Origin of the sequence: Streptomyces coeruleofuscus (genome assembly GCF_039532725.1) — a bacterium.
GTDB lineage: Bacteria > Actinomycetota > Actinomycetes > Streptomycetales > Streptomycetaceae > Streptomyces > Streptomyces coeruleofuscus.
In genome coordinates, this window is record NZ_BAAASE010000007.1 from 457,938 (window position 1) to 483,657 (window position 25,720).

Here is a 25,720-nt window from a genome sequence, read left to right on the forward strand (position 1 = left end):
GGGCTGTGCGGGAGGTCTGGGAAGCGCGCGTCACTTGACCGCGCGCAGCGCGTTGACGATGCCGTACCCGTAGAAGCCATTGACGCGCTTGCCGCCCTCGCACACCGCGTCCTGCGTGCCGTCACCGTCCTGGTCGTACGACTCGGGGCAGGCCGTCCGGTCGGCCTGCGCCTTCAGCAGGGCCTGGAGCTGCGCCGGGGACGCCCAGGGGTGCTTGGACTTCAGCAGCGCCGCAACACCGGAGGCGTGCGGGGAGGCCATCGAGGTGCCCTGGAGGAAGCCCCACGCGCCGTTCGGCATGGTCGACAGGATGCGGCCGTCCTTCGAGGGCGTGTCGGGTATCTGGTAGCGCCGGTCACCGCCCGGCGCCGCGACGTCGACGACGCCCTTGCCGTACGTCGAGAAGTACGACTTCTCGTTGTCGACGCCCGTCGAGCTCACCGTGACGACACCCGGCAGCTGGGTCGGTATGTCGAAGCACTCGTGCGGGTCGATGGTGCGCTCGACGGGGGTGGTGTCGTTCGGGCTGGAGGCGTCGTCGATCGCGTCCGCGTCCAGGTCGTGGTTGGAGTTGCCCGCCGCGGCGACGTGGAGCGTGCCCTTCTTCTGCGCGTACAGCTGCGCCCTGTTGACCGCGTCGACGATGGCCCGCTGGTCCGGGTCGTCCATGCAGTTGTACAGCCACGGGTCGACGTAGTAGCTGTTGTTCGTGATCTCGACGCCGTGGTCGGCGGCGAACACGAACGCGCACACCACGCTCTCCGGGTAGAAGAGGCCGTTCGCCCGGTCGGTCACGTTGATGCTGGAGACCTTCACACTGGGAGCGACGCCCGCCACGCCGATTCCGTTGCGCGCGGCGGCGATCTCACCGGCCACGTGCGTGCCGTGGTAGTCCTCCGGGGTGTACGGCCGCCAGGCGCCCTCGCTGGTGTCGGGCTTGCCGCCGGCGCAGTTCGCGGACTGGGAGGCGGAGAAGTTCGGGGCGATGTCGGGGTGGGTGTCGTCCACGCCGGTGTCGATCACGGCGACGGTCACCTTGCGGCTGCCCGGGTTGATCTTCGCGGCCTTGTCGGCGCCGATCGTGCGCAGGTCCCACTGGTCGGCCTCGAGGGGCTCGCTCTCGGGCGTCTGCGCCGAGGCGGCCTCGGTGCGCTCGGCCTGGGCGGCCGTCAGGTACTCGACCGCGCCCTCTTCCTTGGTCCCCGCGGCGGCCAGCGGCGCCGTCCGCGTCGCACCCGCCGACTGGACCCCGCGCACCGTGCGGACGGTCTTGGCGAAGTCGGGGTTCGAGGAGTGGGCGACGATCACGCCGATTCGGCCGTACGTGGCCACGACCGTGCCGCCGGCCGCGCCGATCGCCTTCTCCACCGACGCGATCGTGCGACGGTCCACCTTGGTGTTGACGACGTACGCCAGCTTCGGCGCGTCCGCCGTCTGCGCGGCCGACTCGGCGCGCGGGGCCGCCGACGCGGCAGCGGGCAGGAAGCCCAGCGAGGCCGTCAGTGACAGTACGACGGGCACGGCGAGGGCGAGCCGGCGTCTGGAACGCAATTGAGACATGGGGTCTCCACATCCTCCGGAAACGAAACCGGCCCGAGGCACAGGTGGTGCTCGGGCAGGTACATGACGAGGTGGTGCAGGGTGAAGCTATCCCGCGCTCTCGCTGGCCAGCAACGTTTTGCCGAAACGACTTCGGAAAGAACGGCGGGCAGTTGAACCGGTTCTCGCGTGCCGCCGTGACGTTGGACAAGGAGCGCGAGGACACTCGCCTCCGTCCCTGATCAAAACCGCTTCCGTCATCGCGAGGAGACGCTCCGTGGCCACCGACGCACCGCCCCCCTCGAAAGAGCAACACAAACTCCCCTCACCCGAGGAGTTCACCGAGGTGCAGGAGAGCGCGGAGTTCGGTGAACTGCGCCGCTCCTACCGCTCCTTCGCCTTCCCGCTGACCGTCGCCTTCATCGCCTGGTACCTGCTGTACGTCCTGCTGTCGAACTACGCGGGCGGCTTCATGGGCACCAAGCTGTTCGGCAACATCAACGTCGCCCTCGTCTTCGGCGTCGCCCAGTTCCTCACCACGTTCCTCATCGCCTGGTGGTACTCGAAGCACGCCGCCGCGAAGCTCGACCCCAAGGCCGAGGCCATCAAGTCCCGGATGGAGGGCGGCGCATGAGCCCCGCACAGCAGACCCTTCTCGCCGCGAACGAGGCCAGCGAGCACCGCCCGCTGATCATCACCCTGTTCGCGCTGTTCGTCCTCGCCACCCTCGGCATCACCATCTGGGCGGGCCGCCAGACCAAGGACGCCGCCGACTTCTACGCGGGCGGACGCCAGTTCAGCGCCTTCCAGAACGGCCTCGCCGTCTCCGGCGACTACATGTCGGCCGCGTCGTTCCTCGGCATCGCGGGCGCGATCGCCATCTTCGGCTACGACGGCTTCCTCTACTCCATCGGCTTCCTGGTCGCCTGGCTGGTCGCCCTGCTCCTGGTGGCCGAGCCGCTGCGCAACTCCGGCCGCTACACCATGGGCGACGTCCTCGCGTACCGCATGCGCCAACGCCCGGTCCGCACCGCCGCCGGCACTTCCACCATCGTCGTGTCGATCTTCTACCTGCTGGCCCAGATGGCCGGCGCGGGCGTCCTCGTCTCACTGCTGCTCGGCATCACCTCCGACGCGGGCAAGATCCTCATCGTCGCCCTCGTCGGCATCCTGATGATCGTCTACGTCTCCATCGGCGGCATGAAGGGCACCACCTGGGTCCAGATGATCAAGGCCGTGCTGCTCATCGGCGGCACCATCCTGATCACCTTCCTGGTGCTGCTGAAGTTCAACTTCAACATCTCCGACCTGCTCGGCACGGCCGCCGAGAAGAGCGGCAAGGGCGCCGCCTTCCTGGAGCCCGGCCTCCAGTACGGCGCGACCGGCACCTCCAAGCTGGACTTCATCTCCCTCGGCATCGCCCTGGTGCTCGGCACCGCCGGCCTGCCGCACATCCTGATCCGCTTCTACACGGTGCCGGACGCCAAGGCCGCCCGTAAGTCCGTGAACTGGGCCATCGGCATCATCGGCGGCTTCTACCTGATGACGATCGCGCTCGGCTTCGGCGCCGCCGCGCTCATCTCGCAGGAAGAGATCATCGCGTCGAACCCGTCCGGCAACACGGCGGCACCCCTGCTCGCCCTGCACCTCGGCGGCGTCGACTCGACCTGGGGTGCGATCCTGCTCGCCACGATCTCGGCGGTGGCCTTCGCGACGATCCTCGCCGTCGTCGCCGGTCTCACCCTCGCCTCGTCGTCGTCCTTCGCCCACGACATCTACGCCAACGTCATCCGCAAGGGGAAGGCCTCCGGCGCCGAGGAGGTCCGCGCGGCCCGCTGGGCGACCGTCTTCATCGGCGTCGTCTCCATCGGCCTGGGCGCCCTCGCCCGCGACCTGAACGTGGCCGGCCTGGTCGCGCTCGCCTTCGCGGTCGCGGCCTCCGCCAACCTGCCGACGATCCTCTACAGCCTGTTCTGGAAGCGGTTCACCACCCAGGGCGCCCTGTGGTCGATCTACGGCGGTCTGATCGTCGCCGTCGGCCTGGTGCTGTTCTCGCCCGTCGTCTCCGGCGACCCCAAGGCGATGTTCCCCGAGGTCGACTTCGCCTGGTTCCCGCTGAAGAACCCGGGCATCATCTCCATCCCGTTCGGCTTCCTCATGGGCTGGCTCGGCACGGTCCTGTCCAAGGAAGAGCCGGACGCCAAGAAGTTCGCCGAGCTGGAGGTCCGGTCCCTGACCGGCACCGGCGCCCACTGAGCACGAACCCCCGCGCGCGGCCGCGTCGTAGGAACCTCCAGGTCCCTGCGGCGCGGCCGCGTCCCGCGTCGTGGGATCGGGCCTGTGGTGATGTCAGTGGTGTCACGTAGGCTCGCAGGTGCCGGGGAAACATGGCTCCGGGCACGATCCGCGTCGAGGGAGGGGGCCCACGTGCTCATCGACACCTACGGCCGAGTGGCCACCGACCTGAGGGTCTCGCTGACCGACCGGTGCAATCTGCGCTGCACGTACTGCATGCCCGAGGAGGGTTTGCAGTGGCTGGCCAAGCCGGACCTGCTCACGGACGACGAGATCGTCCGCCTGATCGACATCGCGGTCACCTCCCTCGGTATCGAGGAGGTCCGCTTCACCGGTGGTGAGCCCCTGCTGCGCCCGGGCCTTGTCGGCATAGTCGAGCGTGTCGCGGCCCTCGAACCGCGCCCCCAGATGTCCCTCACCACCAACGGCATCGGCCTCAAGCGCACGGCGGCCGCCCTGAAGGCGGCGGGCCTGGACCGGGTCAACGTCTCCCTCGACACGCTCCGCCCGGACGTCTTCAAGACCCTCACCCGCCGCGACCGCCACAAGGACGTCATCGAGGGCCTGCACGCCGCGCGCGACGCGGGCCTCACGCCGGTCAAGGTCAACTCGGTCCTGATGCCGGGCCTCAACGACGACGAGGCCCCCGACCTCCTCGCCTGGGCCGTGGAGCACGACTACGAGCTGCGCTTCATCGAGCAGATGCCCCTGGACGCCCAGCACGGCTGGAAGCGCGACGGCATGATCACGGCCGGCGACATCCTGACCTCCCTGCGCACGCGCTTCGAGCTGACCGCCGAGGGCGACGAGGCACGCGGCTCGGCACCGGCGGAGCGCTGGCTGGTCGACGGCGGACCGCATGTCGTCGGCGTGATCGCCTCCGTCACCCGGCCGTTCTGCGCGGCCTGCGACCGCACCCGCCTCACGGCCGACGGACAGGTACGCACGTGCCTGTTCGCCCAGGAGGAGACCGACCTGCGCGCCGCCCTGCGCTCGGACGCCCCGGACGAGGAGATCGCCCGCATCTGGCGCCTGGCGATGTGGGGCAAGAAGGCGGGAGCGGGCCTGGACGACCCGGCCTTCGTGCAGCCGGACCGGCCGATGTCAGCGATCGGTGGTTAGAGGTACTCAGGCGCGAAGCCTCAGCCGTCGGTCGCTTCCCACTCCTTGAGAAGCACCACGTCCTTCAAGAACCCCCGCACCCCGAGGAACTGCGACAGATGCTCGCGATGCTCCTCGCACGCGAGCCACGTCTTGCGCCGCTCCGGCGTATGGATCTTCGGGTTGTTCCACGCCAGCACCCACACGGCATCCGCACGGCAGCCCTTCGCGGAACAGATGGGCGTCTCGTCACTCACAGCTTCGTCTCACCACAGCACACAGAAAAGGCGACGCCGAGCAGCCACGGGGGGAGCTGCCCGGCGTCGGTCCGTCGCTCCGACGGGGGATGCGGAGCGCGTACGAAGTATGTCACGGGTAACCCCGGGCCCGGCACCTGAACAGCATGATTGATCTGAGCTTTTCTTGAGCTTGGCGGGAAGATGACTTCCGTTTGTGATCGTCCCCGAGCGCCCCTACCGCTCCTGCGACTCGGTCCGTGCCCCCGGTGCCGTCCCCGGCACGGCGTCTTCCGCGACGGATTCGCCGGGAGGGTCCTGCGTCCCCGACGGCGCGATCATCGGCCGCACCGGCGGCACCACGAACGTCGACGGCAGGGACGGCGCGTTCTCACGCCCGGCGTTCGCGATCACCACCGCGATGTACGGCAGCACCAGCCCGAGCACCAACGCCACGACGGCGACGTGCCGTTCGACGTTCCACAGCGTGGCCGCGAGGATCACGGAGATCGTGCGGACCGTCATCGAGATCACGTACCGGCGCTGCCGCCCGCGGACGTCCTCCTGGAGTCCGGCCCGGGCACCGGTGATCCGGAACACCTGGGCATGTCCGTCGCCATGCTGCTTCCGCATCGCATTCCACCATCCGCCCGTATCGGATCTCCCCGCCCCGTAGCCGTCCTCGGCCGGCCGGGGAACCTGGCCGGGACAGCTTCCACGTTACGCCGCGCCTGCGTCGGCTACGAGACCGGGGCCGGTCCGGCCCGGGCGAACGGACTGGTCCGCGCCCCGTACGGCCATCCCCGGCATGCGGCGTAGGGCACCTGGGCCGACACTGGGCGTAGTGCTCACGTCGAGCCGTACGAGGAGGCAGCGATGGGCTGGTTGTGGGCGATCATCGTGGGACTGGTACTCGGTCTGCTCGCCAAGGCGATCATTCCGGGCAAGCAGCACGTCCCCCTGTGGCTGACCGTCATCCTGGGCATGATCGGCGCCATCGCCGGCAACGCCATCGCCCGGGCGGCCGGTGTCGACGCCACAGCGGGCATCGACTGGTGGCGGCACGTCTTCCAGCTGGTGATGGCGATCATCCTCGTCGGTCTCGGCGACCGGGCCTGGACGGCGGTCAGGGGAAGCAGACGAAGGGCATGACGGGGCACACGGCGAAGGGGGCGGTCTCCGTCACCGGAGACCGCCCCCTCGCCCGCGCGCTCAGGCGCCGGTGACCTCCACCGCCGCCAGGTTCTTCTTGCCCCGGCGCAGCACCAGCCAGCGGCCGTGCAGCAGGTCCTCCTTGGCGGGGACCGCGTCCTCGCCGGCGACCTTGACGTTGTTCACGTAGGCGCCGCCCTCCTTGACCGTGCGCCGCGCGGCCGACTTGCTGGCCACCAGGCCGACCTCGGCGAACAGGTCGACGACCGGGCCGAGCTCGGCGACCTGGATGTGCGGCACCTCCGACAGGGCCGCGGCCAGCGTCCGCTCGTCGAGCTCCGCCAGCTCGCCCTGCCCGAAGAGGGCCTTGGACGCGGCGATCACGGCGGCCGTCTGGTCGGCGCCGTGCACCAGCGTCGTCAGCTCCTCGGCCAGCGCACGCTGCGCGGCACGGGCCTGCGGACGCTCCTCGGTCTGCTTCTCCAGCTCCTCGAGCTCCTCACGGGAGCGGAAGGACAGGATGCGCATGTACTTCGAGACGTCCCGGTCGTCCACGTTCAGCCAGAACTGGTAGAACGCGTACGGCGTCGTCATCTCCGGGTCGAGCCAGACGGCGCCGCCCTCGGTCTTGCCGAACTTGGTGCCGTCCGCCTTGGTCATCAGCGGCGTCGCCATGGCGTGCACCGTGGCGTCCGGCTCCAGCCGGTGGATCAGGTCCAGGCCCGCCGTGAGGTTGCCCCACTGGTCGCTGCCGCCCTGCTGGAGCGTGCAGCCGTACCTCCGGTACAGCTGGAGGAAGTCCATGCCCTGGAGGAGCTGGTAGCTGAACTCCGTGTAGCTGATGCCCTCGGAGGACTCCAGGCGCCGGGCCACGGAGTCCTTGGTCAGCATCTTGTTGACGCGGAAGTGCTTGCCGATGTCCCGGAGGAACTCGATCGCGGAGAGGTTCTCCGTCCAGTCGAGGTTGTTGACCATGACGGCCGCGTTCTCGCCCTCGAAGTCCAGGAACGGTTCGATCTGCGAGCGCAGCTTGCCGACCCAGCCGGAGACCGTCTCCGGGTCGTTCAGCGTGCGCTCCGCGGTCGGACGCGGGTCGCCGATCAGGCCCGTGGCACCGCCGACCAGCGCCAGCGGCCGGTGCCCGGCCTGCTGGAGCCGGCGCACGGTCAGCACCTGCACCAGATGCCCGACGTGCAGCGACGGCGCCGTCGGGTCGAAGCCGCAATAGAACGTGACGGGACCGTCCGCGAGCGCCTTGCGCAAAGCGTCCTCGTCAGTGGACAGGGCGAACAGCCCGCGCCACTTCAGCTCGTCGACGATGTCCGTCACGGTTCTCGCGTCTCCTTGATGATCTTCGGGCAGTCGGGTGACAGCCGACTACGAGGTTATACGCCCTGACTGACAGAGCTCATATTGAAATCCGGGACGCGCAGCGCGGGCATCGCGGCCCTGGTGAACCAGTCGCTCCACTCCCTGGGCAGCGTCTTCTCGGTCCGCCCGGCCTCCGTGGCCCGCCCCAGCAGCCCCACCGGCGACTCGTTGAACCGGAAGTTGTTCACCTCGCCCGTCACCTCGCCGTTCTCGACCAGGTAGACGCCGTCCCGGGTCAGGCCGGTGAGCAGCAGCGTCGCCGGATCGACCTCCCGGATGTACCACAGGCAGGTCAGCAGCAGCCCCCGCTCGGTGCTCGCGACCATCTCCTCCAGGGAGCGGTCCTCGCCCCCGTCCAGGACGATGTTGTCGATGCCCGGCGCCACGGGCAGCCCGGTCAGGCCGGCGCTGTGGCGGCTGGTCGTCAGATGCCGCAGCTCGCCCCGGCTCATCCACTCGGTGGCCGCGAGCGGCAGCCCGTTGTCGAACACCGACTGGTCGCCCCCCGAGGAGTGCGCGATCACGAAGGGCGCCGACTCCAGACCGGGCTCGTTCGGGTCGCTGCGCAGCGTCAGCGGCAGGTCGGTCAGCTTCTCGCCGACCCGCGTACCGCCGCCCGGCTTGGAGAACACCGTGCGGCCCTCCACCGCGTCCCGGCCCGACGCCGACCACATCTGGTAGATCAGCAGGTCCGCCACGGCCGTCGGCGGCAGCAGCGTCTCGTACCGCCCCGCGGGCAGCTCCACGCGCCGCTCGGCCCACCCGAGGCGCACCGCCAGCTCCGCGTCCAGCGCCGCCGGGTCGACGTCCTTGAAGTCCCGGGTGGAGCGACCGGCCCAGGCGGACCGGGTCCGGTCCGGCGACTTGGCGTTCAGCTCCAGCGTCCCGTTCGGCTGGTCGTGCCGCAGCCGCAGCCCCGTGGACGTCCCCACGTACGTCGACACAAGTTCGTGATTGGCGAAGCCGTACAGCTCCCGGCCACCCGCACGCGCGCGGGCGAAGGCCTCGCCGAGCGCCGGAGCGAAGTCGGCGAACACGGCGGAGGAGGTCTCGGCGGGCGCCTCCATGAACTCCGGCGCCTGCGTGACGCCCGTGACCAGCGGCTGCGCGTCCTCGGCGGGCCCGGCGCCGCGCGCGGCGGCCTCGGCGGCCCGCACCAGGGGCTCCAGTTCGTCGGCCGTCACGGCGGACCGTGACACGACCCCCGAGGCCGTGCCCTCCTTGCCGTCGACCGTCGCGATGACGGTGAGCGTGCGTCCGCGCGTGACGCCGTTCGTGGTCAGCGCGTTGCCCGCCCAGCGCAGGTTGGCGGTGGACTGCTCGTCCGCGATGACGACACAGCCGTCCGCCCGGGACAGTTCTAGGGCGCGCTCGACGACCTCGTGCGGCTTGCTGGTTCGCGCGCTCATCGACCGGCCTCCTGGGTCGTGTTGAGGATGTTGACGCCCTTGAAGAGGGCCGACGGACAGCCGTGCGACACGGCCGCGACCTGGCCCGGCTGGGCCTTGCCGCAGTTGAAGGCGCCGCCCAGGACGTAGGTCTGCGGACCGCCGACGGCGGCCAACGAGCCCCAGAAGTCGGTCGTCGTCGCCTGGTAGGCCACGTCCCGCAGCTGCCCGGCCAGCCGCCCGTTCTCGATCCGGTAGAAACGCTGCCCGGTGAACTGGAAGTTGTACCTCTGCATGTCGATCGACCAGGACCGGTCGCCGACGACGTAGATGCCCCGCTCCACGCCCCCGATCAGGTCCTCGGTGGACATCCCGGCCGGGTCCGGCCGCAACGACACGTTGGCCATGCGCTGCACCGGCACGTGCCCGGGGGAGTCGGCGTAGGCGCAGCCGTTGGACCGCTCGAAGCCGGTCAGCCTCGCGATCCGCCGGTCCAGCTGGTAGCCGACGAGAGTGCCGTCCTTCACCAGGTCCCAGGACTGGCCCGCCACGCCCTCGTCGTCGTACCCGATGGTGGCGAGCCCGTGCTCGGCGGTGCGGTCGCCGGTGACGTTCATCAGCTCCGAGCCGTAGCGCAGCTTGTTCAGCTGGTCGAAGGTGGCGAAGGAGGTGCCCGCGTAGGCGGCCTCGTAGCCGAGCGCCCGGTCCAGCTCGGTGGCGTGCCCGATGGACTCGTGGATGGTCAGCCACAGGTTGGACGGGTCGACGACCAGGTCGTACAGGCCCGCCTCGACGCTCGGCGCGCGCATCTTCTCGGCGAGCAGTCCGGGGATCTGCTCCAGCTCGCTCTCCCAGTCCCAGCCGGTGCCCCGCAGGTACTCCCAGCCGCGTCCCACGGGCGGCGCGAGGGTGCGCATCGAGTCGAACTCGCCGCTCGACTCGTCCACCGACACGGCGTTGAACACCGGGTGCAGCCGCACCCGCTGCTGTGTGGTCACGGTCCCGGCGGTGTCGGCGTAGAACTTGTTCTCGTGGACGGTGAGCAGCGAGGCGTCCACGTGGTCGACCCCGTCGGCCGCCAGCAGCCGCGCGCTCCACTCCGCGATCAGCCCGGCCTTCTCCTCGTCGGGCACGGTGAACGGATCGATCTCGTACGACGAGACCCACGTCTTGTCGGCGTGCACCGGCTCGTCGGCCAGCTCGACGCGCTCGTCGGACCCGGCCGCCTTGATCACCTGCGCGGAGAGCTTGGCCATCGCCACGGCCTGGGAGGCCACCTTGGCGGCGGCGTCGAGGCTGAGGTCGACACCGGACGCGAACCCCCACGTACCGCCGTGCACGACGCGCACCGCGTACCCGAGGTCGGTGGTGTCCGAGGACCCGGCGGGCTTGGCGTCCCGGAACCGCCAGGAGGCGTTGCGCACCCGCTCGAACCGGAAGTCCGCGTGCTCGGCGCCCAGCGCACGCGCGCGTGCGAGGGCCGCGTCGGCGAGGGCGCGTAGGGGGAGGGCCGTGAAGGCCTCGTCGATGGTATGAGGCACCGCCGTCTCTTTCTGTCGAGGTGACCGGGTTGCCGTACGTCGTGACTGCTCCGATCATGTCGCCTCATCCCGCGCGCGGGCCACGAGTTTCCCGACCCGGGCGGGTGGCTTTCTGTAGGGACCCGACAGTGAGTCCCGTTCGCCACTGTCGGTGCCCGATTGTCCGCGGGCGTGTCCGGACCGATAGGTTTTCGAGGAAGCCGCCTGTCATCGCCGCCTGTAGTCCAGGCGCCCGGGCGGGGTATCAGACCGCTACCGAAAGGGTGATCCGTTGAGCCGCTCGGTTCTCGTCACCGGAGGCAACCGGGGCATCGGCCTCGCCATCGCCCGCGCTTTCGCCGATGCCGGCGACAAGGTCGCCATCACGTACCGCTCGGGTGAGCCGCCCGCGGGTTTCCTGGCCGTCAAGTGCGACATCACCGACGCCGAGCAGGTGGAGCAGGCCTACAAGGAGATCGAGGAGGCCCACGGCCCCGTCGAGGTCCTCGTCGCCAACGCCGGCGTCACCAAGGACCAGCTCCTGATGCGGATGTCCGAGGAGGACTTCACGTCCGTCCTCGACACCAACCTCACCGGCACCTTCCGCGTGGTCAAGCGCGCCAACCGCGGCATGCTGCGCGCCAAGAAGGGCCGCGTCGTCCTGATCTCGTCGGTCGTCGGTCTGCTCGGCTCCGCGGGACAGGCCAACTACGCCGCCTCCAAGGCCGGCCTCGTCGGCTTCGCGCGCTCCCTCGCCCGCGAGCTGGGCTCGCGCAACATCACCTTCAACGTCGTCGCGCCCGGCTTCGTCGAGACCGACATGACCGCGGTGCTCTCCGACGAGCAGCGCGCCGGCATCGTGAAGCAGGTCCCGCTCGGCCGGTACGCGCAGCCGGAGGAGATCGCCGCGACGGTGCGGTTCCTCGCCTCGGACGACGCCTCGTACATCACTGGAGCCGTCATTCCGGTTGACGGCGGACTGGGAATGGGTCACTGATCACCATGAGCGGAATTCTCGAGGGCAAGCGCGTCCTGATCACCGGTGTGCTGACGGAGGCCTCCATCGCCTTCCACACCGCCAAGCTGGCCCAGGAACAGGGCGCCGAGGTCATCCTCACGGCGTTCCCGCGGCCCACGCTGACCGAGCGCATCGCCAAGAAGCTCCCCAAGCCCGTCAAGGTCATCGAGCTCGACGTGACCAACGACGAGCACCTCGGGCGCCTGGCCGACATCGTCGGCGAGGAGCTCGGCGGCCTCGACGGTGTCGTGCACTCCATCGGCTTCGCCCCGCAGGACGCCCTCGGCGGCAACTTCCTGAACACGCCGTTCGAGTCGGTCGCCACCGCCATGCACGTCTCGGCGTACTCCCTGAAGTCGCTCACCATGGCCTGCCTGCCGCTGATGCAGAACGGCGGCTCGGTCGTCGGTCTGACCTTCGACGCGCAGTTCGCCTGGCCGCAGTACGACTGGATGGGCCCGGCCAAGGCCGCCCTGGAGGCCACCAGCCGCTACATGGCGCGCGACCTGGGCAAGCAGAACATCCGCTGCAACCTGGTCTCGGCCGGCCCGCTCGGCTCCATGGCCGCCAAGTCCATCCCGGGCTTCAGCGAGCTGGCGTCCGTGTGGGACTCCCGCTCCCCGCTGGAGTGGGACCTGAAGGACCCCGAGCCGGCCGGCCGCGGCGTCGTCGCGCTGCTGAGCGACTGGTTCCCGAAGACCACCGGCGAGATCATCCACGTGGACGGCGGTCTGCACGCCATCGGAGCCTGATCTCCCGTACGCCGTAGGCGCCCCGTTTCCCGCAGTAAGCGGGGAGCGGGGCGTCACCCGTTCGGCTCATCCGGCCGGGCGGGAGAGGCTCACAGCCGGGCACCCTGGAGTACGCGTTCACCACGCGGTCCCCTCCCCAGCACGGCCGAGGAGGTCCCCTTGTGCGCTTGTCCCGCCGAACGGCCTCACTGTCCCTCGCCGTCGCTCTCGTGATGACCCTGGCGTACGAGGCGGTGCCCCACGCGCGCGTGCCCGCCGCCGAGCAGGAGTCGGCGGAGCCGTTCGGCGCCGCGTGCCGGACCCGCGTCACCGGCTCCCGGGTGACCGCGTACTGCCACAACCCCTATCCGGAGCCCGACCGCGTGAGCCTGCACGTCGAGTGTGCACGCTGGTGGGACATCGACACCGACAGCTCCCCGGTGGAGGCCGGGCCCGCGCAGACCGTGCGGCTGACGGGACGCTGCTGGAAGGAAGTAGGCGAGGTGTGGATCAGTCACCGGCGGGCGAGCTGATCCCGCCCAGGCGGCACAGGAACGGGTAGCGGGCGGCCTCGACGGCCGCCTGCGCCGCGTCCCCCGCGCGGATCGCGTCGAGCAGCCGTCCGTGCTCCATGTACGTCTCCGGTGTCAGCTCCTCGCCGACGTCCTCGCGCAGCCAGTCCCGCAGGACCTCGCCCAGGTCCGCGTACATGGCGGTCATCACGTCGTTGTGGGAGGCGGACACCACCGCCAGGTGGAAGGTCGCGTCCGCGGTCACGAACGCCTCCGCGTCCCCCGACTCCCAGGCCTCCTCACGCCGCACCAGCAGCGCGTCGAGCTGCTTGAGGTCCTTCTCCGTACGCCGCTCCGCGGCCAGCCTGGCGGCGGACGACTCCAGCGTCGACCGCAGCTCGGCGATGTGCCGGGGGTCGGCACCGGCGAACCGCCGCTGCATCACCCCCGCCAGCTCACTCGTCGCCACGACGTACGTGCCCGAGCCCTGGCGGATGTCCAGCAGGCCGTTGTGTGCGAGGGCGCGGACGGCCTCCCGCACCGTGTTGCGGGCGACTCCGAGCTGCTCGACCAGTTCGGGCTCGGTCGGGATGCGCGAACCGACCGGCCACTCGCCGGAGGTGATCTGGGCCCGCAGGGCGGCGATGACCTGCTCGGAGAGCGCTGAACGTCGGGGATGGCTCAGTGGCATGGCACACCTTCGCACGACCGAGGAGCCGGAGGGCAGCCGGGGACGGGACGGACTGGACAGTCAATCATCCTATGATTCTATGATGGGCCTCATGCCTGGCGAGGAAACCCGGACGAAGACGCACCCGACCGTACGCAGCTCGGCCGCGCCCGAGGCCCGGGAACCCGGCGGTACGTCCACGCGCGCGTGGACGACGCGGCTGCTCGTCCTCGGCATCGTGCTGTCCGCGCTGAACCTCCGCCCCGCCATCACCAGCCTCGGCGCCCTCCTGGAGGAAGTCCGCGACGGGCTCGGCATGAGCGGCAGCGTGGCCGGGCTGCTCACCTCCGTGCCGCCGCTGTGCTTCGCCGTCTTCGGCGTCATGGCCCCACGGCTCGCCCGCCGCTTCGGAGCGGGCGCCGTCGTGTGCGCCGGCATGGCCGCCATCGCCGCCGGCCTGGCGATCCGGCCGTACGCCGGCGGCGCGGCGGGCTTCCTGGCCGCCAGCGCCCTCGCCCTCATGGGCATCGCGGTCAGCAACGTCCTGATGCCGGTCATCGTCAAGCACTGGTTCCCCGACCGCGTCGGCTCCATGACCGGCCTGTACTCCATGGCGCTCGCCCTGGGCACGGCCCTCGCGGCCGCGGTCACGGTGCCCGTGACCGACGCCCTGGGCGGCAGCTGGCAGTCGGGCCTCGGCCTGTGGGCGGGGCCGGCCGTGGCGGCGGTCCTGCCGTGGCTGCCGTTCGTACGGGGGCGTGGGGCGGGCACGGCGGCGTCCGCGCCAGGGGAGCGGACCGGGGGCGAGACCGGGCCGGGGAAGCGGGCCGGGGGGCCGGAGACCGGGCCGGGGGAGCGGAGCCGGGCCACGGAGGCCGGGCCGGAGCGGGCTGGCGGCTCGGAGACTCGCCTCGGGGACCAGGCCGTGAGCCCGCAGGCCGACGGCGACCGGCAGACGCGGGACCGGCCGGCACGGGACCGGCAGACGCGGGACCGGCAGACGCCGGGCTCGGCTCCCGCCGGATCCGCCGCCGGGGAGGCACCGCGGCTGCGGATCACCCGGAGCCGCACCGCCTGGGCCCTGGCCGTCTTCTTCGGGCTCCAGGCCACCGCCGCCTACATCACCATGGGCTGGATGGCGCAGATCTTCCGGGACGCCGGTGTTCCCGCGGGCACCGCGGGGCTGCTGCTGGCGGTCACCATGGTGATGGGCGTGCCCCTGGCCTTCGTCATACCGCGCCTGGCCACGCGGCTGCCGCACCAGGGCCCGATCGTGCTCGCCCTGGGCGTCTGCGGCCTCGCCGGCTACGCCGGGCTGTACCTCGCGCCGGCCGCCGGCGCCTGGGCCTGGGCCCTGCTGCTCGGCGTCGCCAACTGTGCCTTCCCGCTCGCCCTCACCATGGTCGGCATGCGGGCCAGGAGCGGCCCGGGCGTGGCCCAGCTGTCGGCGTTCGCGCAGAGCACCGGCTATCTGATCTCCATCCCGGGGCCGCTCCTGGTGGGCGTCCTCTACCAGCACAGCGGCGGCTGGGGCCTGCCGATCGCGCTGATGAGCGCCCTGATGATCCCGCAGATGGCGGTCGGATTCCTGGCGGGCCGGGACCGTACGGTGGAGGACGAGGCGGGCCGCTGAGCCCCCCCTCGGGGGCTCGGGGGCACCCCCGGGCGTCAGGCGCCCGGGGCGGGTGCGAGACTTGCCCCATGCCAGTGCTCGACCCGAATCCCCAGCACGGTCAGAAGAAGATGCTGCTCGTCTTCGGAGCCTTCTTCGCGATCTTCATCATCATCGGCGTCATCGCGACCATCGCCTCGCCCTGACCGGCCCCCGCCCGGCCCATGGTGGGGCTAGCCCCCGTGTCCCCTAGGGGGCGAGGGTCAGGGTCAAGTGGGTGGATCACCGGATGGGTTGACGCCCGGAGACTCCGTAACTTCGACGTGTGACCGCGAGACGCGGGCCACGGACCATTCGGAGAGCGGAGGCACCCATGTCGGCTCCTGTGCACACCCGGCCCCATCCGGCGACCCGGGTGGGCGCCGACAGCCGGCTGCCCTGGTGGGCCCTCGCCCTGCCCACGCTCGCCTTCGCCGCGCTGCTCCTGCTGATCCTGAACCCGTCCGATGCCCAGGCGGCCACCGGTGACCCCTTGATCACTCACCTCTTCGAGTGGGTCCAGCAGCTGATATCCCGCTGACCACGGCTGAAGACGGTGGTCAACTCCCTGCGCCCGATGGCCTGTTTCGTGCGAAGCTGGATCTTATGAGCGTCGCAGAACCCCGCAGGATTGTCCTCTTCCGCCATGCGAAAGCCGACTGGCCACAGGTGAGCGATCAGGAGCGTCCGCTCGCCGACCGGGGCAGAAAGGAAGCGGCGGAGGCCGGGCGCAGGCTGGCCGACACCGGCATCCCCTTCGACCTGGCCCTCTGCTCCACCGCGGTCCGGACCCGGGAGACCTGGAAGCTCGCCGTCCAGGAGTTCCCGCAGCGGCCGAAAACCATCTACGAAGAGCGGATCTACGAGGCCTCGCCGGGCGAACTGATCGCCGTGCTCAACGAGACCCCCGACGACGTGCAGAACATCCTCGTGATCGGCCACAACCCTGGCATCCAGGGCCTCGCCGACATCCTGGCGGGCACGGCGGAGGGCGACGCGCGCGACCGGATGAGCCGCCGCGGCTTCCCGGCCGCCGCCTTCGCCATCCTGTCCTTCAGCGGCTCGTGGAAGAGCGTGGAGCCGGGCGTGGGCACGCTGCTGGACTACTGGGCGCCGACCGAGTGACCGACTCCGGGTGACCGGGGCCCGGCACCGGCGCGGTGCCGGGCTCTCCCGAGACGCCGGGGCCGGATGCCGTTCAGACCGTGTGTGCCGCTTCAGACCGTGTCGACGGTGTCCGCTGCCTCGACCTCTTCGCGCGTGATGCCCAGCAGGTACAGCACGGTGTCCAGGAAGGGGAAGTTCACCGCGGTGTGCGCGGCCTGGCGCACCACCGGCTTGGCGTTGAAGGCGACGCCCAGACCGGCCGCGTTCAGCATGTCCAGGTCATTGGCACCGTCACCGATCGCCACGGTCTGCGACAGCGGCACACCCGCCTCGGCGGCGAACCGGCGCAGCAGCCGGGCCTTGCCGGCACGGTCGACGATCTCGCCCGTGACCTTGCCCGTCAGCTTCCCGTCGACGATCTCCAGCGTGTTGGCCTGGGCGAAGTCCAGCCCGAGCCGTTCCTTCAAGTCGTCGGTGACCTGGGTGAAACCGCCGGAGACGACGCCGACTTGGTAGCCGAGCCGCTTCAGCGTACGGATCAGGGTGCGGGCGCCCGGCGTCAGCCGCACCTCGCTGCGCACCTTGTCCACGACCGAGGCGTCCAGCCCCTCCAGCAGCGCCACGCGCGCGTGCAGGGACTGTTCGAAGTCCAGCTCGCCGCGCATCGCGGCCGCCGTCACCTCGGCGACCTGGTCCTCGCAGCCGGCGTGCGCGGCGAACAGCTCGATGACCTCGTCCTGGATGAGCGTCGAGTCGACGTCCATGACGACCAGGCGCTGCGCGCGCCGGTACAGACCGGCGGCGACGACCGCCACGTCGATGCCGAGCTTGGCCGCGTCGGGCGCCAGGGCGGTGCGCAGCGGCTCGGTCTCCACGCCGGACACGGCGAACTCGACGGCGGTCACGGGGTACTTCGCGAGCCGGAAGATACGGTCGATGTTGCCGCCGGTCTTGGTGATCCGCGCGGCGACCGCAGCCGTCGCCTCCGAGGTGAGCGGATGTCCGAGCACGGTGACCAGGGAGCGGCCCAGCCCGCGCGGCCGGTTGTCGCCGAGGCCGGAGATGATCTCCGCCTGCATCTTCATCGACTCGGCCCAGCTGTGGACGGTCGCCCGCAGATCGCCCTCGAGCCCCCGGGGCGGCTCGGTCACGAGCGCGCACAGCACCATTCGTCCACGGGTGACGACCTGCTCGATGTCGACGACGTCGACGGAGTAGGCGGCGAGGGTGTCGAAGAGGCCGGCCGTGATGCCCGGGCTGTCCTTGCCGAAGATCTTGACGAGGAGGGTGGGGACGTCGGAGGACGAGGTCTGCGAAGCGCTCATGGTGGTTCCACCGTATCCGGCGGGCAGGTCGTACCGCCCGTGAGGTCCGCCTGGCGGACAGCGAACAGTGGGTGTCGTGTGGGTGGCGCGAACCTTGCCTTCCGGTGCGGAGTCCCTGTCCCGCCGGATCACTTGCCGCCACGCGGTTTCCGCGGCGGCGGGGGAGGAGGCGGCGGAGGCGGCGGCCCGTCGTCCGGCCGGGCCGGCGGCCGGTTGCCGCCCTTGGGGCCGGGCGGCTGCCGGGGCCCGCGCGGGGGCGGCCCCACCGGCCGGGCCACCGTCGGCGCGCCGTACATGTCACCGTCCCGGCGCGCGGCCGGGTCACCGTCCGGGTGGGCCTCGTGCGGCGGGCGCCGGCTCTCCCCTCGCTGCCGGCCCTCACCGGCCCGCCGTCCGGGCTCCGGCGTCCCATCGGGCGGCCCTTCCTCACCGACAGGCCGCGCGTCCTCCGGCTCGCGCAGTTCCTCCGGTACCCGGAGGTACGGATTGGTGGCCGGGTTCGGTGGCCGGTACGGCGTTCCCGGCACGTACGGCCCGGCCTCGTCCCCGTACGACGATGCCCGGCCGCCGCCGGAGCCGCCCCGGACGCCGGACCGCCCGGCGCCGGCGTCCGGGGCGGTCTGCCCTGTGCCGGCTCCCGCTCCCCCCTGCCCGGCACCGGCGTCGCCTCCAGCCTGCCCCGTATCGGCCCACGGCCGGGCCTGCCCGGCCCCCGCCACGTACCCCACCTGTCCCACACCGCCCCCTGCCGCAGCCGGCCCGGCCCCCTGCCCGTACCCGGCCCATCCAGCCCCCGACCGGCTTCCCGCCCCACCGGCCCCGGGCGCACCGGTCTCGGGCGCACCGGCCTCGGGAGCACCGGCCCCGGTCACACCGCCGCCCGCCACCCCCTGCCCCCGAGCCAAAGCCGTCGCCCACCGTCCGGCGGCCCCGCTCGCCCACGCGAGCAACGCCCCCACCGCCCCGGCCCCCGCACCCCACACCGCGCCCAGCAGCAGGGCCATGCCGAGGTGCCCGTGCAGTTCGATGCCCGCGCCGAACGCGTCGAAGCCGAGCACGGACAGGGAGGCCGTCACGGACACGTCCGTCAGCCGGACGAGCAACGGCAGGGACAACGCGGTCGCGACCCCCAGCCCCAGAGCACACCGCCCCGCGAAACCGAGGGCACCCGGACCCCATACACCCCCAGGCCCTCCTGACCCGCCCCCCACCGGCGTCCGCACCGCCGTCAGCACCCCCGCCAGCACCATCGTCAACGCCGCCGCCACCCCCAGCAGCCACACCCGCCCGTCCAGCTCGGCCAGCCGCCCCAGCGTCACCGGCTGGTCGGAGCGGACCGCGAGCAGGTCGTCCAGCGGGTCCGGCAGGAGACGGGTCAGTTCACCCGTGGCCCGGCCGTCCCACGGCACGAGCAGGCCGATCGGGACTCCCAGCCACACCCCGTTCGGCGCCCCGAGCAGCGCCGCGCCGGCGATGCGCCGGGGATGGTCGTCGCCGGTCGCCGCGTACGCCGCCGCCGCGAGCCCCGCCGCCACCGCCACCAGCAGCACGGTCACCACCGCGGAAACGGCGGGCCGTACGACCCGGTGCACGGCCTCCCAGCCCCGCGGCAGCGGCGTGCGGCGCGAGGCCAGCAGGGCGATGAGGAGGATCCCGGCCGACCAGCCGAGCCCGCCGAGCAGCGTGGGCGCGGTGTCGACCGTGAAACCGACCGCCGCCTGCGCGTCGACCAGGTCGCCGAGCCGGTCCGGCAGCAACCCCCCGATGTCCCCCAGCCCGGGAATCTCCAGGCCGCCTCCACCTCGACCGCCCCCGCCCGTCAGGTCGTCCAAGCCCAGCGCGCCGCCGTCGATCGTGATGACGTCGTGACCCGCCCAGGCGAGCCCGCCCAGCATCGCCACGAACAGCGCGACCACCGCACCCGCGCGTGCGAGGAGTTCGGCCGGCGCTATCACAACTCCCGCCGCGCGCAAGGACCTCAGGAAGAAGTACGACAGCAGCAAGGCCCCGACCAGGCTCACCCCCAGTGGCGTGATCTCGATGGCGGTCTCCGCCTCCGCGCCCGTGAGACCGAAGGCCGACACGTCACCGGACGGCGTGACCGAACCACCCGCCCCAAGGGCCACCACCGCCGCGGTCATCGGCCCCAACGAGCCCGCCGTATCCGCCTCCAGCAGCCGTAGACCCAGCGCCGCCGTACCCGCCATCCCGATCAACGCCCAGCTCACGGCGGCGACGGCGGACATCAGCACGTCCGTCCACGGCACGCGCGTGCCGTCCCTCGCCGTCCCGACACCTGTACCGGCACCCATGGCAGACCCCCCGATCCGCTGAGCGGCGGGGACCACCGCGCATGTCCCCCTCGCGTCGAAATACCACTCTCCGGCCCGTTTTCAACCCCGTCAACGGAAACGGCCGAAGCGTCCGAACGCGGTCTTCACAAGGCCCGACTTTCGGTCAGGCGGCCGCTACTGAAATAGTTCCACCCGATGTTCGACATCCCTAGACTCCCCATGTCGGGGGTAACTCGGGGGACAACTCAGTGGGGCATGGAGTGCCGGAACTCGTACTGGAATCAAACGGACGTACCTGGACGCTCGATCCGTCCAGGGCATACACCCTCGGACGTGATCCGCAGGGGGACGTCGTCTTCGACGACGCCAGGGTCTCCTGGCGTCACGCCACGGTCAGCTTCAACGGCCGCAGTTGGGTCATCGAGGACCATGGCAGCACCAACGGCACGTTCGTGCAGGGGCAGCGGATCCATCAGATGGAGCTCGGCCCGGGATCGGCGGTGCACCTGGGCAACGCGACCGACGGCCCGCGCCTGAACCTGTCGGACGCCGCGGCCGGCGTCGCCACGCCGCAGGCCCAGCCCCAGCAGCAGCCGTACGCGGCGCAAGCCGCGAACCCCGGCTGGGCCCAGCAGGCACCCGCCCAGCAGGCGCCCCACCAGCAGTCCCAGGCCCCGCAGCAGCAGGCCCAGGCCGGCTGGCAGCAGCCGCAGCAGCAGCCCGCGGCGCACATCCCGCCGCAACAGCAGGGCCCCGGTGGCGTCGCGGGGGCGCCGCCGGTCTACGGCGACCGCAGCCCGACCACGTTCCACCAGTTCTCCCTCGGCCGCGTGATGCGCATCGGCCGTGCCCTGGAGAACGAGCTGGTCGTCTCCGACCTCCAGGTCTCCCGGCACCACGCCGAGTTCCACTCGACGCCCGACGGCCGCATGGAGATCCGCGACCTTGGCTCGCACAACGGCACGTACGTCAACGGCCAGCCGATCCCCAAGGGCGGCACGCAGCTGCTCGGCCCGGCCGATGTCGTCGGCGTCGGCCACTCGACGTTCCGCATCGTCGGGGACCGGCTCGAGGAGTTCGTCGACACCGGTGAGGTTTCCTTCTCGGCCCGCCACCTGACCGTCACGGTCGACGGCGGCAAGCAGATCCTCAAGGACGTCTCCTTCGGCGTCCCGGAGAAGTCGCTGATCGCGGTCATCGGCCCGTCCGGATCCGGCAAGTCCACCCTGCTCAAGGCGCTCACCGGCTACCGCCCGGCCGACCAGGGCGAGGTCCTCTACGACAACCGCAACCTCTACAAGCAGTTCGCCGAGCTGCGCCAGCGCATCGGTCTGGTCCCGCAGGACGACATCCTGCACAAGGAGCTGACCGTCAAGAAGGCCCTCAAGTACGCGGCCAAGCTCCGCTTCCCGGCCGACACCACGGCCGCCGAGCGCGACGCCCGCATCGACGAGGTGCTGCGCGAGCTGAAGCTGGACATCCACAAGGAGAAGAAGGTCACCTCCCTCTCCGGCGGCCAGCGCAAGCGCGTCTCCGTGGCCCTGGAGCTGCTCACCAAGCCGTCGCTGATCTTCCTGGACGAGCCGACCTCCGGCCTCGACCCGGGCATGGACCGCGACGTCATGCAGCTGCTGCGCGGCCTGGCGGACGACGGCCGTACGGTCCTCGTCGTCACCCACTCCGTGGCGGAGCTGGCGATCTGCGACAAGCTGCTGGTGATGGCGCCGGGCGGCTCGGTGGCCTACTTCGGCCCGCCCGAGGAGGCGCTGAACTTCTTCGGCTACGACACCTGGGCCGATGTCTTCTCCGCCTTCGAGAACTACCGCGACTACGACTGGGCGGGCCGCTGGAAGGGCTCGCAGCACTACCAGATGTACGCCGCGGACATCGACGCCGTTGCGCCGCAGTCCGTACAGGTAGCGCCGATGCAGGCGATGAAGCCGCCGAAGCCGCAGGGCTGGATGTCCCAGTTCGTCACGCTCGTGCGGCGCTACGTCTCGGTGATCGCGTCCGACAAGGGCTTCCTCGCCCTGATGGTGATCCTGCCGGCCGTGCTCGGCGCGGTGAGCCTGCTCATCGACGCGGACCGGGGTCTGCTGCCCAACCCGCCCAACCCGCAGACCGGCCGGATCATCCCGAACGGCACCGCCACCACGGTCCTGCTGATCCTCGCCGTCGGCGCCTGTTTCGCGGGCGCGGCGAACTCGGTCCGCGAGCTGATCAAGGAACGGGTCATCTACGAGCGGGAGCGCGCGACCGGCCTGTCGCGCTCGGCGTACCTGATGTCGAAGGTGTTCGTGCTCGGCATGATCACCGTCCTCCAGGGCCTGCTGGTCGGCGTCATCGGCTTCTCCAGCCGGGAGATCCCCGAGGAGGGCCTGGTCCTCGGCAGCGCGACCCTCGTCGAGCTCTCCATCCCGATCATGGCGCTGGGCTTCACCTCGATGATGTTCGGCCTGATCATCTCGTCGCTGGTCAAGACCGCCGAGAAGACCATGCCGCTGCTGGTGATGTTCGCGATCATCCAGGTCGTCTTCACGGGCTGCCTGTTCACGCTGCACGGCTCGATCGGCGTCAACCAGTTCTCGTTCCTGATGCCGTCGCGCTGGGCGGTCGCCGCTTCCGGTGCCACGCTGGACTTCAACAAGATCAGCCCGCCGGAGACGGCCGGCGACACCGACCCGCTGTGGGAGCACACGGTCGGGGCCTGGGCCATGGACATGGGGGCGCTCCTCGCCCTCGGCGTGATCTGCGGCTTCTTCGTGGCCCGCTTCCTGCGCCGCCACGAGCCCGAGGTCATGCGCAAGTAGTCACCGCCGCACCACGCCCGAAGGGCGGCACTCCGGCAGGAGAGTGCCGCCCTTCGGCGTTCGGTCCAGCGAGCAGAGGTCCGCGCCAGCCTCAGTACGCGCCGAAGACGTTGTCCATCGAGCCGTACTTGTCGGCCGCGTAGTTGCAGGCGGCGGTGATGTTGGCGACCGGGTTGTAGATGTCCCAGGAGGTGCCGGGGACGTGGTACGCCTTGAAGGTCGGCGGGATGACCTGGAGCAGGCCCTTCGACGGGACGCCGTTGATGGCGTTGATGTCCCAGTTGTTGATCGCCTTCGGGTTACCCGAGGACTCTCGCATGATGTTGCGGTGGATGCCGTCGTAGGACGCCGGGATGTCGTGCTTCTTCAGGATGTCGAGCGACTCGCGGATCCAGCCGTCGAGGTTGTTCGGGTAGCTCTTGGCGGCGGCCTTCTTGACCTGGGCGCGCTTGGCGTCCCGGCTCGCCGCCTCCTTGGCCTTGCGCGCGGCCTCGGCCTTCTTCTTCGCCGCCTCGGCGGCGGCCTTCTTCTTGGCGGCGGCCGCGGCGTCGGCCTTCTTCTTCGCCGCGATCTGCTCCGCCTTGACCGTGGCACCGGCCATCTGGTCGGTGACGCTGGCCTTGACGTCCTTGATCTGCTCGGTGCTGAACGCCACCGCAGCCGGCTGAGCGGCCTCGGTCGTGGTCTTGGTCGACGCCCCGCTCGGCACCGCGGAGAAACCGATGGCGGCGGCGCCGAGGGTGGCGACACCCGCCATGGCGATCTTGTGGTGACGGGTCAGGGTACGACTGCGGCCACGGCTGAAGATGTTCTTGGGCATGGTGGTGGGACCTCTTCGAATAGCGCGGGAGTCGCTCGGCGTCCGGCGTTGGACTCGGTGTGTTTCCGACACGAACGCCGCGGAGGTGAACCCACGGCGCTGAGCGACGGCAGCCATTCTTAGCGGCCGCAAAATGGGGTGGCAAAGGTGTGACGTACGAAGCCCGATAGTGGATCAGGGAAGGGCAAATCGGGGCAGACTGGACCGTATGAGCCGCTCAAAAGGTGGGGCTTTGTCTCCTATGCACTTTCGTACGTGACGTGGGTCCTATGTGAGGGCTCACATCGGGAGGCACGCGTTCTCACCACCCGTTGCACAAGCGATGCTGTGTGTGAGGGCCTTTCACGGCAGGAGGAGGTGCACGTCCCCGAACTCGTGCCACAGGTACCGGCCCTGGAGCGCGGCCTGGTAGCCACGCTCGATCGCCGACCGCCCCGCGACCGCCTCCAGCATCAGCTGATGCGAGGCCTCCGGCTCGTGCAGCCCGGTCAGCAGCCCGTCCACCACCCGCACGCCGCGCTCCGGCGTGACGACGAGATCCGTCCATCCCGCACGCGCGCGTACGGGCCCGTCGATCCCCGCACGCGCGCGTACGGGCCCCTCGGCGCCCACCGCCGACTCCACGGCCCGCACCGCCGTCGTCCCGACCGCCACGACCCGGCCCCCACCGGCCTTCACGGCGTTGATCAGCCGTGCCGACGTCCCGGGCACCGAGAAGCGCTCCGGGTACGGCGGCTCGTGCACCTCCGCCGACGCCACCCCCGTGTGCAGCGTGACCGGCGCGAACCACACGCCCCGGCTCACCAGCTCCGCCACCACCCGCGCCGTGAAGGGCCGCGCCGCACTCGGCATCTCCGCACTGCCCGCCCCGTCCGCGTACGGCAGTGCGAACACCGTCTGATAGACGGACAACGGCTGGTCGCGTTCCGTGTAGGAGTAGCGAATGGGCCGCCCGCGCTTCCGCAGCAGCCCCGGCACGTCAGGCCCGGTGACCCGCGCCCACCACAGCCGCCCGCTCAGCGGCTCCTCCAGAACCAGCCCTCCACCTCCCGGCAGGCACACCTCCGTACCCGTGGGCCCTCCCGCACGCGCACGCGTGGTGCCCCGCCCATCGGGCTCCCGCAGCTCCACCGCCCAGCGGCCGTCATCCCCCCGGGTGGAGAAGTGCACCACCACGCGCGCGTGCCCGATCCACCCGTCGACGGCCGCCGCCAGCGTGGCCGAGGTGTTGACCACGAGCAGATCCCCCGCCCGCAGCAGCCGCGGCAGCTCCCTGAACGTGTGATGCGCCACCTCCGCGCCCCGCGACACCAGCATCCGCACGGCGTCCCGGTCCAGCCCCGGCCCCCGCTGCTCCACCGGCACCCGGGCCGACAACTCCTCCGCTACCCGCACGGTCGGCGTCATCGGATCCCGTCCACCAGAGCCGGAGCCCCGTACCGCCCGCTCACCGGCCGCTCGTCCAGCAGCCGCAGGAACCCCGGCACCACAGTCGCCGGCGTCGGCCGCGGATCATGATCGTCCGGTACGGCCGCCGCGTACAGGTCCGTGGCCATGTCCCCGGGATCCACCGCCCAGACCCGCAGACCCGGCTCCTCCACGGAGAGCACCGCCATCAGATGGTCCAGCGCCGCCTTGGACGCCCCGTAGCCGCCCCAGGTCTCGTACGCCTCGGCGGCCGCATCGGAGCTGACCGCGATGACGGTGCCCGCCCGCGAGGCCCGCAGCAGCGGCAGCGCCTCCTGGACCAGGCCCAGCCCCGCCACCAGGTTCACCTCCAGCGCCCGCCGCAGCCCCTCCAGGGTCAGCTCCTCCAGCCGCACCAGCGGCTCGGCACCCAGCGCGCTCGCGTTGTGCACCAGCAGGTCCACACCGCCGAGCCGCCACGCCGCCGACACCAGCGCCGCCCGGTGCGCGGCGTCCGTGACGTCCCCCGGCAGCGCGGTCACGCGCGTGCCGTACGCGGAGACGGCCTCTGCCGCGTCCCCCAGTGCCTCGGCGCCCCGGGCATCGAGCACCAGATCCCAGCCCCGCCCGGCCAGGGCCTCCGCGAGCGCCCGGCCCAGGCCCTTCGAGGCCCCGGTGATGATCGCAACCGGCATGACCCGCTCCCTCGTCGTGATCGTGTCCACTCAACGTAGGAGCGCGGCCACCCGGACCGCCTCGGACGCGGGCCGCAG

The 25,720-nt window shown here is 71.2% G+C and carries 24 protein-coding genes; 12 read left to right on the forward strand and 12 right to left on the reverse strand.

The window, feature by feature from the left end:
- Positions 1–30: 30 nt before the first annotated feature.
- Complete coding sequence (locus ABFX81_RS28380) at positions 31–1,560, reverse strand: S8 family serine peptidase (protein ID WP_086854500.1); 1,530 nt, start codon at positions 1,558–1,560, stop codon at positions 31–33.
- A gap of 256 nt (positions 1,561–1,816) precedes the next feature.
- Between ABFX81_RS28380 and ABFX81_RS28385 the strand changes: the two genes are divergently transcribed.
- The 3 genes from ABFX81_RS28385 (at position 1,817) to moaA (ending at position 4,956) form a co-directional block, all read left to right on the forward strand.
- Positions 1,817–2,173: a DUF485 domain-containing protein gene (locus ABFX81_RS28385; protein ID WP_086854501.1), complete on the forward strand. Its 357-nt coding sequence runs from the start codon at positions 1,817–1,819 to the stop codon at positions 2,171–2,173.
- Positions 2,170–3,795 carry a sodium:solute symporter family transporter gene (locus tag ABFX81_RS28390; RefSeq protein ID WP_086854502.1) on the forward strand — a complete coding sequence of 542 codons (1,626 nt, stop codon included), beginning with the start codon at positions 2,170–2,172 and terminating at the stop codon, positions 3,793–3,795. Before ABFX81_RS28385 ends, ABFX81_RS28390 begins: the two co-directional genes overlap by 4 nt.
- 171 nt (positions 3,796–3,966) lie before the next feature.
- Positions 3,967–4,956 carry a GTP 3',8-cyclase MoaA gene (gene moaA, locus ABFX81_RS28395; protein WP_346138853.1) on the forward strand — a complete coding sequence of 330 codons (990 nt, stop codon included), beginning with the start codon at positions 3,967–3,969 and terminating at the stop codon, positions 4,954–4,956.
- Between the two features lie 20 nt (positions 4,957–4,976).
- Here the strand turns inward: moaA and ABFX81_RS28400 are convergent, their stop codons facing one another.
- Entirely contained in the window at positions 4,977–5,192 is a 216-nt protein-coding gene (locus ABFX81_RS28400) for a hypothetical protein (RefSeq protein ID WP_086854503.1), read from the reverse strand.
- Between the two features lie 216 nt (positions 5,193–5,408).
- Positions 5,409–5,804 carry a DUF3099 domain-containing protein gene (locus ABFX81_RS28405; protein ID WP_086854504.1) on the reverse strand — a complete coding sequence of 132 codons (396 nt, stop codon included), beginning with the start codon at positions 5,802–5,804 and terminating at the stop codon, positions 5,409–5,411.
- A 243-nt stretch (positions 5,805–6,047) separates the two neighbouring features.
- Here ABFX81_RS28405 and ABFX81_RS28410 point away from each other — a divergent pair, with 243 nt between their 5' ends.
- A complete protein-coding gene (locus tag ABFX81_RS28410) occupies positions 6,048–6,323 on the forward strand; it encodes a GlsB/YeaQ/YmgE family stress response membrane protein (protein ID WP_086854505.1) in 276 nt (91 codons plus the stop codon).
- 60 nt (positions 6,324–6,383) lie between these two features.
- On the opposite strand, the gene tyrS is transcribed toward ABFX81_RS28410, so the two are convergent.
- Genes tyrS through ABFX81_RS28425 form a run of 3 tightly spaced genes read right to left on the reverse strand, consistent with a single transcriptional unit; the run spans position 6,384 to position 10,623 of the window.
- Positions 6,384–7,652, reverse strand: coding sequence for a tyrosine--tRNA ligase (gene tyrS, locus ABFX81_RS28415; protein ID WP_086854506.1), 1,269 nt, complete (start codon positions 7,650–7,652; stop codon positions 6,384–6,386).
- 56 nt (positions 7,653–7,708) lie between these two features.
- Entirely contained in the window at positions 7,709–9,103 is a 1,395-nt protein-coding gene (locus ABFX81_RS28420; protein WP_086854507.1) for a metallopeptidase TldD-related protein, read from the reverse strand.
- The gene (locus ABFX81_RS28425; protein WP_086854508.1) at positions 9,100–10,623 is read right to left on the reverse strand and encodes a metallopeptidase TldD-related protein; all 1,524 of its coding nucleotides are present in this window, start codon (positions 10,621–10,623) and stop codon (positions 9,100–9,102) included. Before ABFX81_RS28425 ends, ABFX81_RS28420 begins: the two co-directional genes overlap by 4 nt.
- 271 nt (positions 10,624–10,894) lie before the next feature.
- On the opposite strand from ABFX81_RS28425, the gene fabG reads away from it, so the two are divergent.
- The 3 genes from fabG to ABFX81_RS28440 all read left to right on the forward strand — a co-directional run bounded on the left by fabG (position 10,895) and on the right by ABFX81_RS28440 (position 12,884).
- On the forward strand, positions 10,895–11,599 hold the full coding sequence (gene fabG, locus ABFX81_RS28430; protein WP_086854509.1) for a 3-oxoacyl-[acyl-carrier-protein] reductase: 705 nt from the start codon (positions 10,895–10,897) through the stop codon (positions 11,597–11,599).
- A gap of 5 nt (positions 11,600–11,604) precedes the next feature.
- A complete protein-coding gene (gene fabI / locus ABFX81_RS28435; RefSeq protein ID WP_086854510.1) occupies positions 11,605–12,372 on the forward strand; it encodes an enoyl-ACP reductase FabI in 768 nt (255 codons plus the stop codon).
- 161 nt (positions 12,373–12,533) lie between these two features.
- Positions 12,534–12,884, forward strand: a complete 351-nt coding sequence (locus ABFX81_RS28440) for a hypothetical protein (protein ID WP_086854511.1) — start codon at positions 12,534–12,536, stop codon at positions 12,882–12,884.
- Here the strand turns inward: ABFX81_RS28440 and ABFX81_RS28445 are convergent.
- Positions 12,862–13,554: an FCD domain-containing protein gene (locus ABFX81_RS28445; RefSeq protein WP_086854512.1), complete on the reverse strand. Its 693-nt coding sequence runs from the start codon at positions 13,552–13,554 to the stop codon at positions 12,862–12,864. The two genes, ABFX81_RS28440 and ABFX81_RS28445, sit on opposite strands and share 23 nt — an antisense overlap.
- A gap of 79 nt (positions 13,555–13,633) precedes the next feature.
- On the opposite strand from ABFX81_RS28445, the gene ABFX81_RS28450 reads away from it, so the two are divergent.
- The 4 genes from ABFX81_RS28450 to ABFX81_RS28465 all read left to right on the forward strand — a co-directional run bounded on the left by ABFX81_RS28450 (position 13,634) and on the right by ABFX81_RS28465 (position 16,309).
- A complete protein-coding gene (locus ABFX81_RS28450) occupies positions 13,634–15,166 on the forward strand; it encodes an MFS transporter (protein WP_346138854.1) in 1,533 nt (510 codons plus the stop codon).
- Between the two features lie 68 nt (positions 15,167–15,234).
- Entirely contained in the window at positions 15,235–15,351 is a 117-nt protein-coding gene (locus ABFX81_RS28455) for an SGM_5486 family transporter-associated protein (RefSeq protein ID WP_086012488.1), read from the forward strand.
- Between the two features lie 167 nt (positions 15,352–15,518).
- On the forward strand, positions 15,519–15,725 hold the full coding sequence (locus tag ABFX81_RS28460; protein WP_086855374.1) for a hypothetical protein: 207 nt from the start codon (positions 15,519–15,521) through the stop codon (positions 15,723–15,725).
- Positions 15,726–15,790: 65 nt separating this feature from the next.
- Positions 15,791–16,309: a histidine phosphatase family protein gene (locus ABFX81_RS28465; RefSeq protein WP_086855373.1), complete on the forward strand. Its 519-nt coding sequence runs from the start codon at positions 15,791–15,793 to the stop codon at positions 16,307–16,309.
- A 92-nt stretch (positions 16,310–16,401) separates the two neighbouring features.
- Here the strand turns inward: ABFX81_RS28465 and serB are convergent, their stop codons facing one another.
- On the reverse strand, positions 16,402–17,616 hold the full coding sequence (serB, locus tag ABFX81_RS28470) for a phosphoserine phosphatase SerB (protein WP_086855372.1): 1,215 nt from the start codon (positions 17,614–17,616) through the stop codon (positions 16,402–16,404).
- Positions 17,617–17,744: 128 nt separating this feature from the next.
- On the reverse strand, positions 17,745–19,928 hold the full coding sequence (locus tag ABFX81_RS28475; RefSeq protein WP_346138855.1) for a streptophobe family protein: 2,184 nt from the start codon (positions 19,926–19,928) through the stop codon (positions 17,745–17,747).
- A gap of 242 nt (positions 19,929–20,170) precedes the next feature.
- On the opposite strand from ABFX81_RS28475, the gene ABFX81_RS28480 reads away from it, so the two are divergent.
- A complete protein-coding gene (locus ABFX81_RS28480) occupies positions 20,171–22,720 on the forward strand; it encodes an ABC transporter ATP-binding protein/permease (protein ID WP_346138856.1) in 2,550 nt (849 codons plus the stop codon).
- A gap of 91 nt (positions 22,721–22,811) precedes the next feature.
- On the opposite strand, the gene ABFX81_RS28485 is transcribed toward ABFX81_RS28480, so the two are convergent.
- The 3 genes from ABFX81_RS28485 to ABFX81_RS28495 all read right to left on the reverse strand — a co-directional run bounded on the left by ABFX81_RS28485 (position 22,812) and on the right by ABFX81_RS28495 (position 25,642).
- Positions 22,812–23,540, reverse strand: coding sequence for a transglycosylase SLT domain-containing protein (locus tag ABFX81_RS28485; RefSeq protein WP_086847502.1), 729 nt, complete (start codon positions 23,538–23,540; stop codon positions 22,812–22,814).
- 342 nt (positions 23,541–23,882) lie between these two features.
- Positions 23,883–24,947 (reverse strand): S-adenosylmethionine:tRNA ribosyltransferase-isomerase, encoded by a 1,065-nt coding sequence (locus tag ABFX81_RS28490; RefSeq protein ID WP_086847500.1) that lies wholly within the window; start codon positions 24,945–24,947, stop codon positions 23,883–23,885.
- Complete coding sequence (locus tag ABFX81_RS28495; protein ID WP_086847499.1) at positions 24,944–25,642, reverse strand: SDR family NAD(P)-dependent oxidoreductase; 699 nt, start codon at positions 25,640–25,642, stop codon at positions 24,944–24,946. Before ABFX81_RS28495 ends, ABFX81_RS28490 begins: the two co-directional genes overlap by 4 nt.
- Positions 25,643–25,720 lie beyond the last annotated feature (78 nt).

What these genes read in the sequence shown, in the direction of transcription:
- ABFX81_RS28465 (WP_086855373.1), top strand. Translation starts at nt 15,791, where the DNA reads ATGAGCGTCGCAGAACCCCGCAGGATTGTCCTCTTCCGCCATGCGAAA.
- ABFX81_RS28410 (WP_086854505.1), top strand. Translation starts at nt 6,048, where the DNA reads ATGGGCTGGTTGTGGGCGATCATCGTGGGACTGGTACTCGGTCTGCTC.
- ABFX81_RS28380 (WP_086854500.1), bottom strand. Translation starts at nt 1,560, where the DNA reads ATGTCTCAATTGCGTTCCAGACGCCGGCTCGCCCTCGCCGTGCCCGTC.
- ABFX81_RS28450 (WP_346138854.1), top strand. Translation starts at nt 13,634, where the DNA reads ATGATGGGCCTCATGCCTGGCGAGGAAACCCGGACGAAGACGCACCCG.
- ABFX81_RS28485 (WP_086847502.1), bottom strand. Translation starts at nt 23,540, where the DNA reads ATGCCCAAGAACATCTTCAGCCGTGGCCGCAGTCGTACCCTGACCCGT.
- serB (WP_086855372.1), bottom strand. Translation starts at nt 17,616, where the DNA reads ATGAGCGCTTCGCAGACCTCGTCCTCCGACGTCCCCACCCTCCTCGTC.
- ABFX81_RS28460 (WP_086855374.1), top strand. Translation starts at nt 15,519, where the DNA reads ATGTCGGCTCCTGTGCACACCCGGCCCCATCCGGCGACCCGGGTGGGC.
- ABFX81_RS28405 (WP_086854504.1), bottom strand. Translation starts at nt 5,804, where the DNA reads ATGCGGAAGCAGCATGGCGACGGACATGCCCAGGTGTTCCGGATCACC.
- ABFX81_RS28420 (WP_086854507.1), bottom strand. Translation starts at nt 9,103, where the DNA reads ATGAGCGCGCGAACCAGCAAGCCGCACGAGGTCGTCGAGCGCGCCCTA.
- ABFX81_RS28390 (WP_086854502.1), top strand. Translation starts at nt 2,170, where the DNA reads ATGAGCCCCGCACAGCAGACCCTTCTCGCCGCGAACGAGGCCAGCGAG.
- fabI (WP_086854510.1), top strand. Translation starts at nt 11,605, where the DNA reads ATGAGCGGAATTCTCGAGGGCAAGCGCGTCCTGATCACCGGTGTGCTG.
- ABFX81_RS28495 (WP_086847499.1), bottom strand. Translation starts at nt 25,642, where the DNA reads ATGCCGGTTGCGATCATCACCGGGGCCTCGAAGGGCCTGGGCCGGGCG.
- ABFX81_RS28490 (WP_086847500.1), bottom strand. Translation starts at nt 24,947, where the DNA reads ATGACGCCGACCGTGCGGGTAGCGGAGGAGTTGTCGGCCCGGGTGCCG.
- ABFX81_RS28475 (WP_346138855.1), bottom strand. Translation starts at nt 19,928, where the DNA reads ATGGGTGCCGGTACAGGTGTCGGGACGGCGAGGGACGGCACGCGCGTG.
- ABFX81_RS28455 (WP_086012488.1), top strand. Translation starts at nt 15,235, where the DNA reads ATGCCAGTGCTCGACCCGAATCCCCAGCACGGTCAGAAGAAGATGCTG.
- ABFX81_RS28445 (WP_086854512.1), bottom strand. Translation starts at nt 13,554, where the DNA reads ATGCCACTGAGCCATCCCCGACGTTCAGCGCTCTCCGAGCAGGTCATC.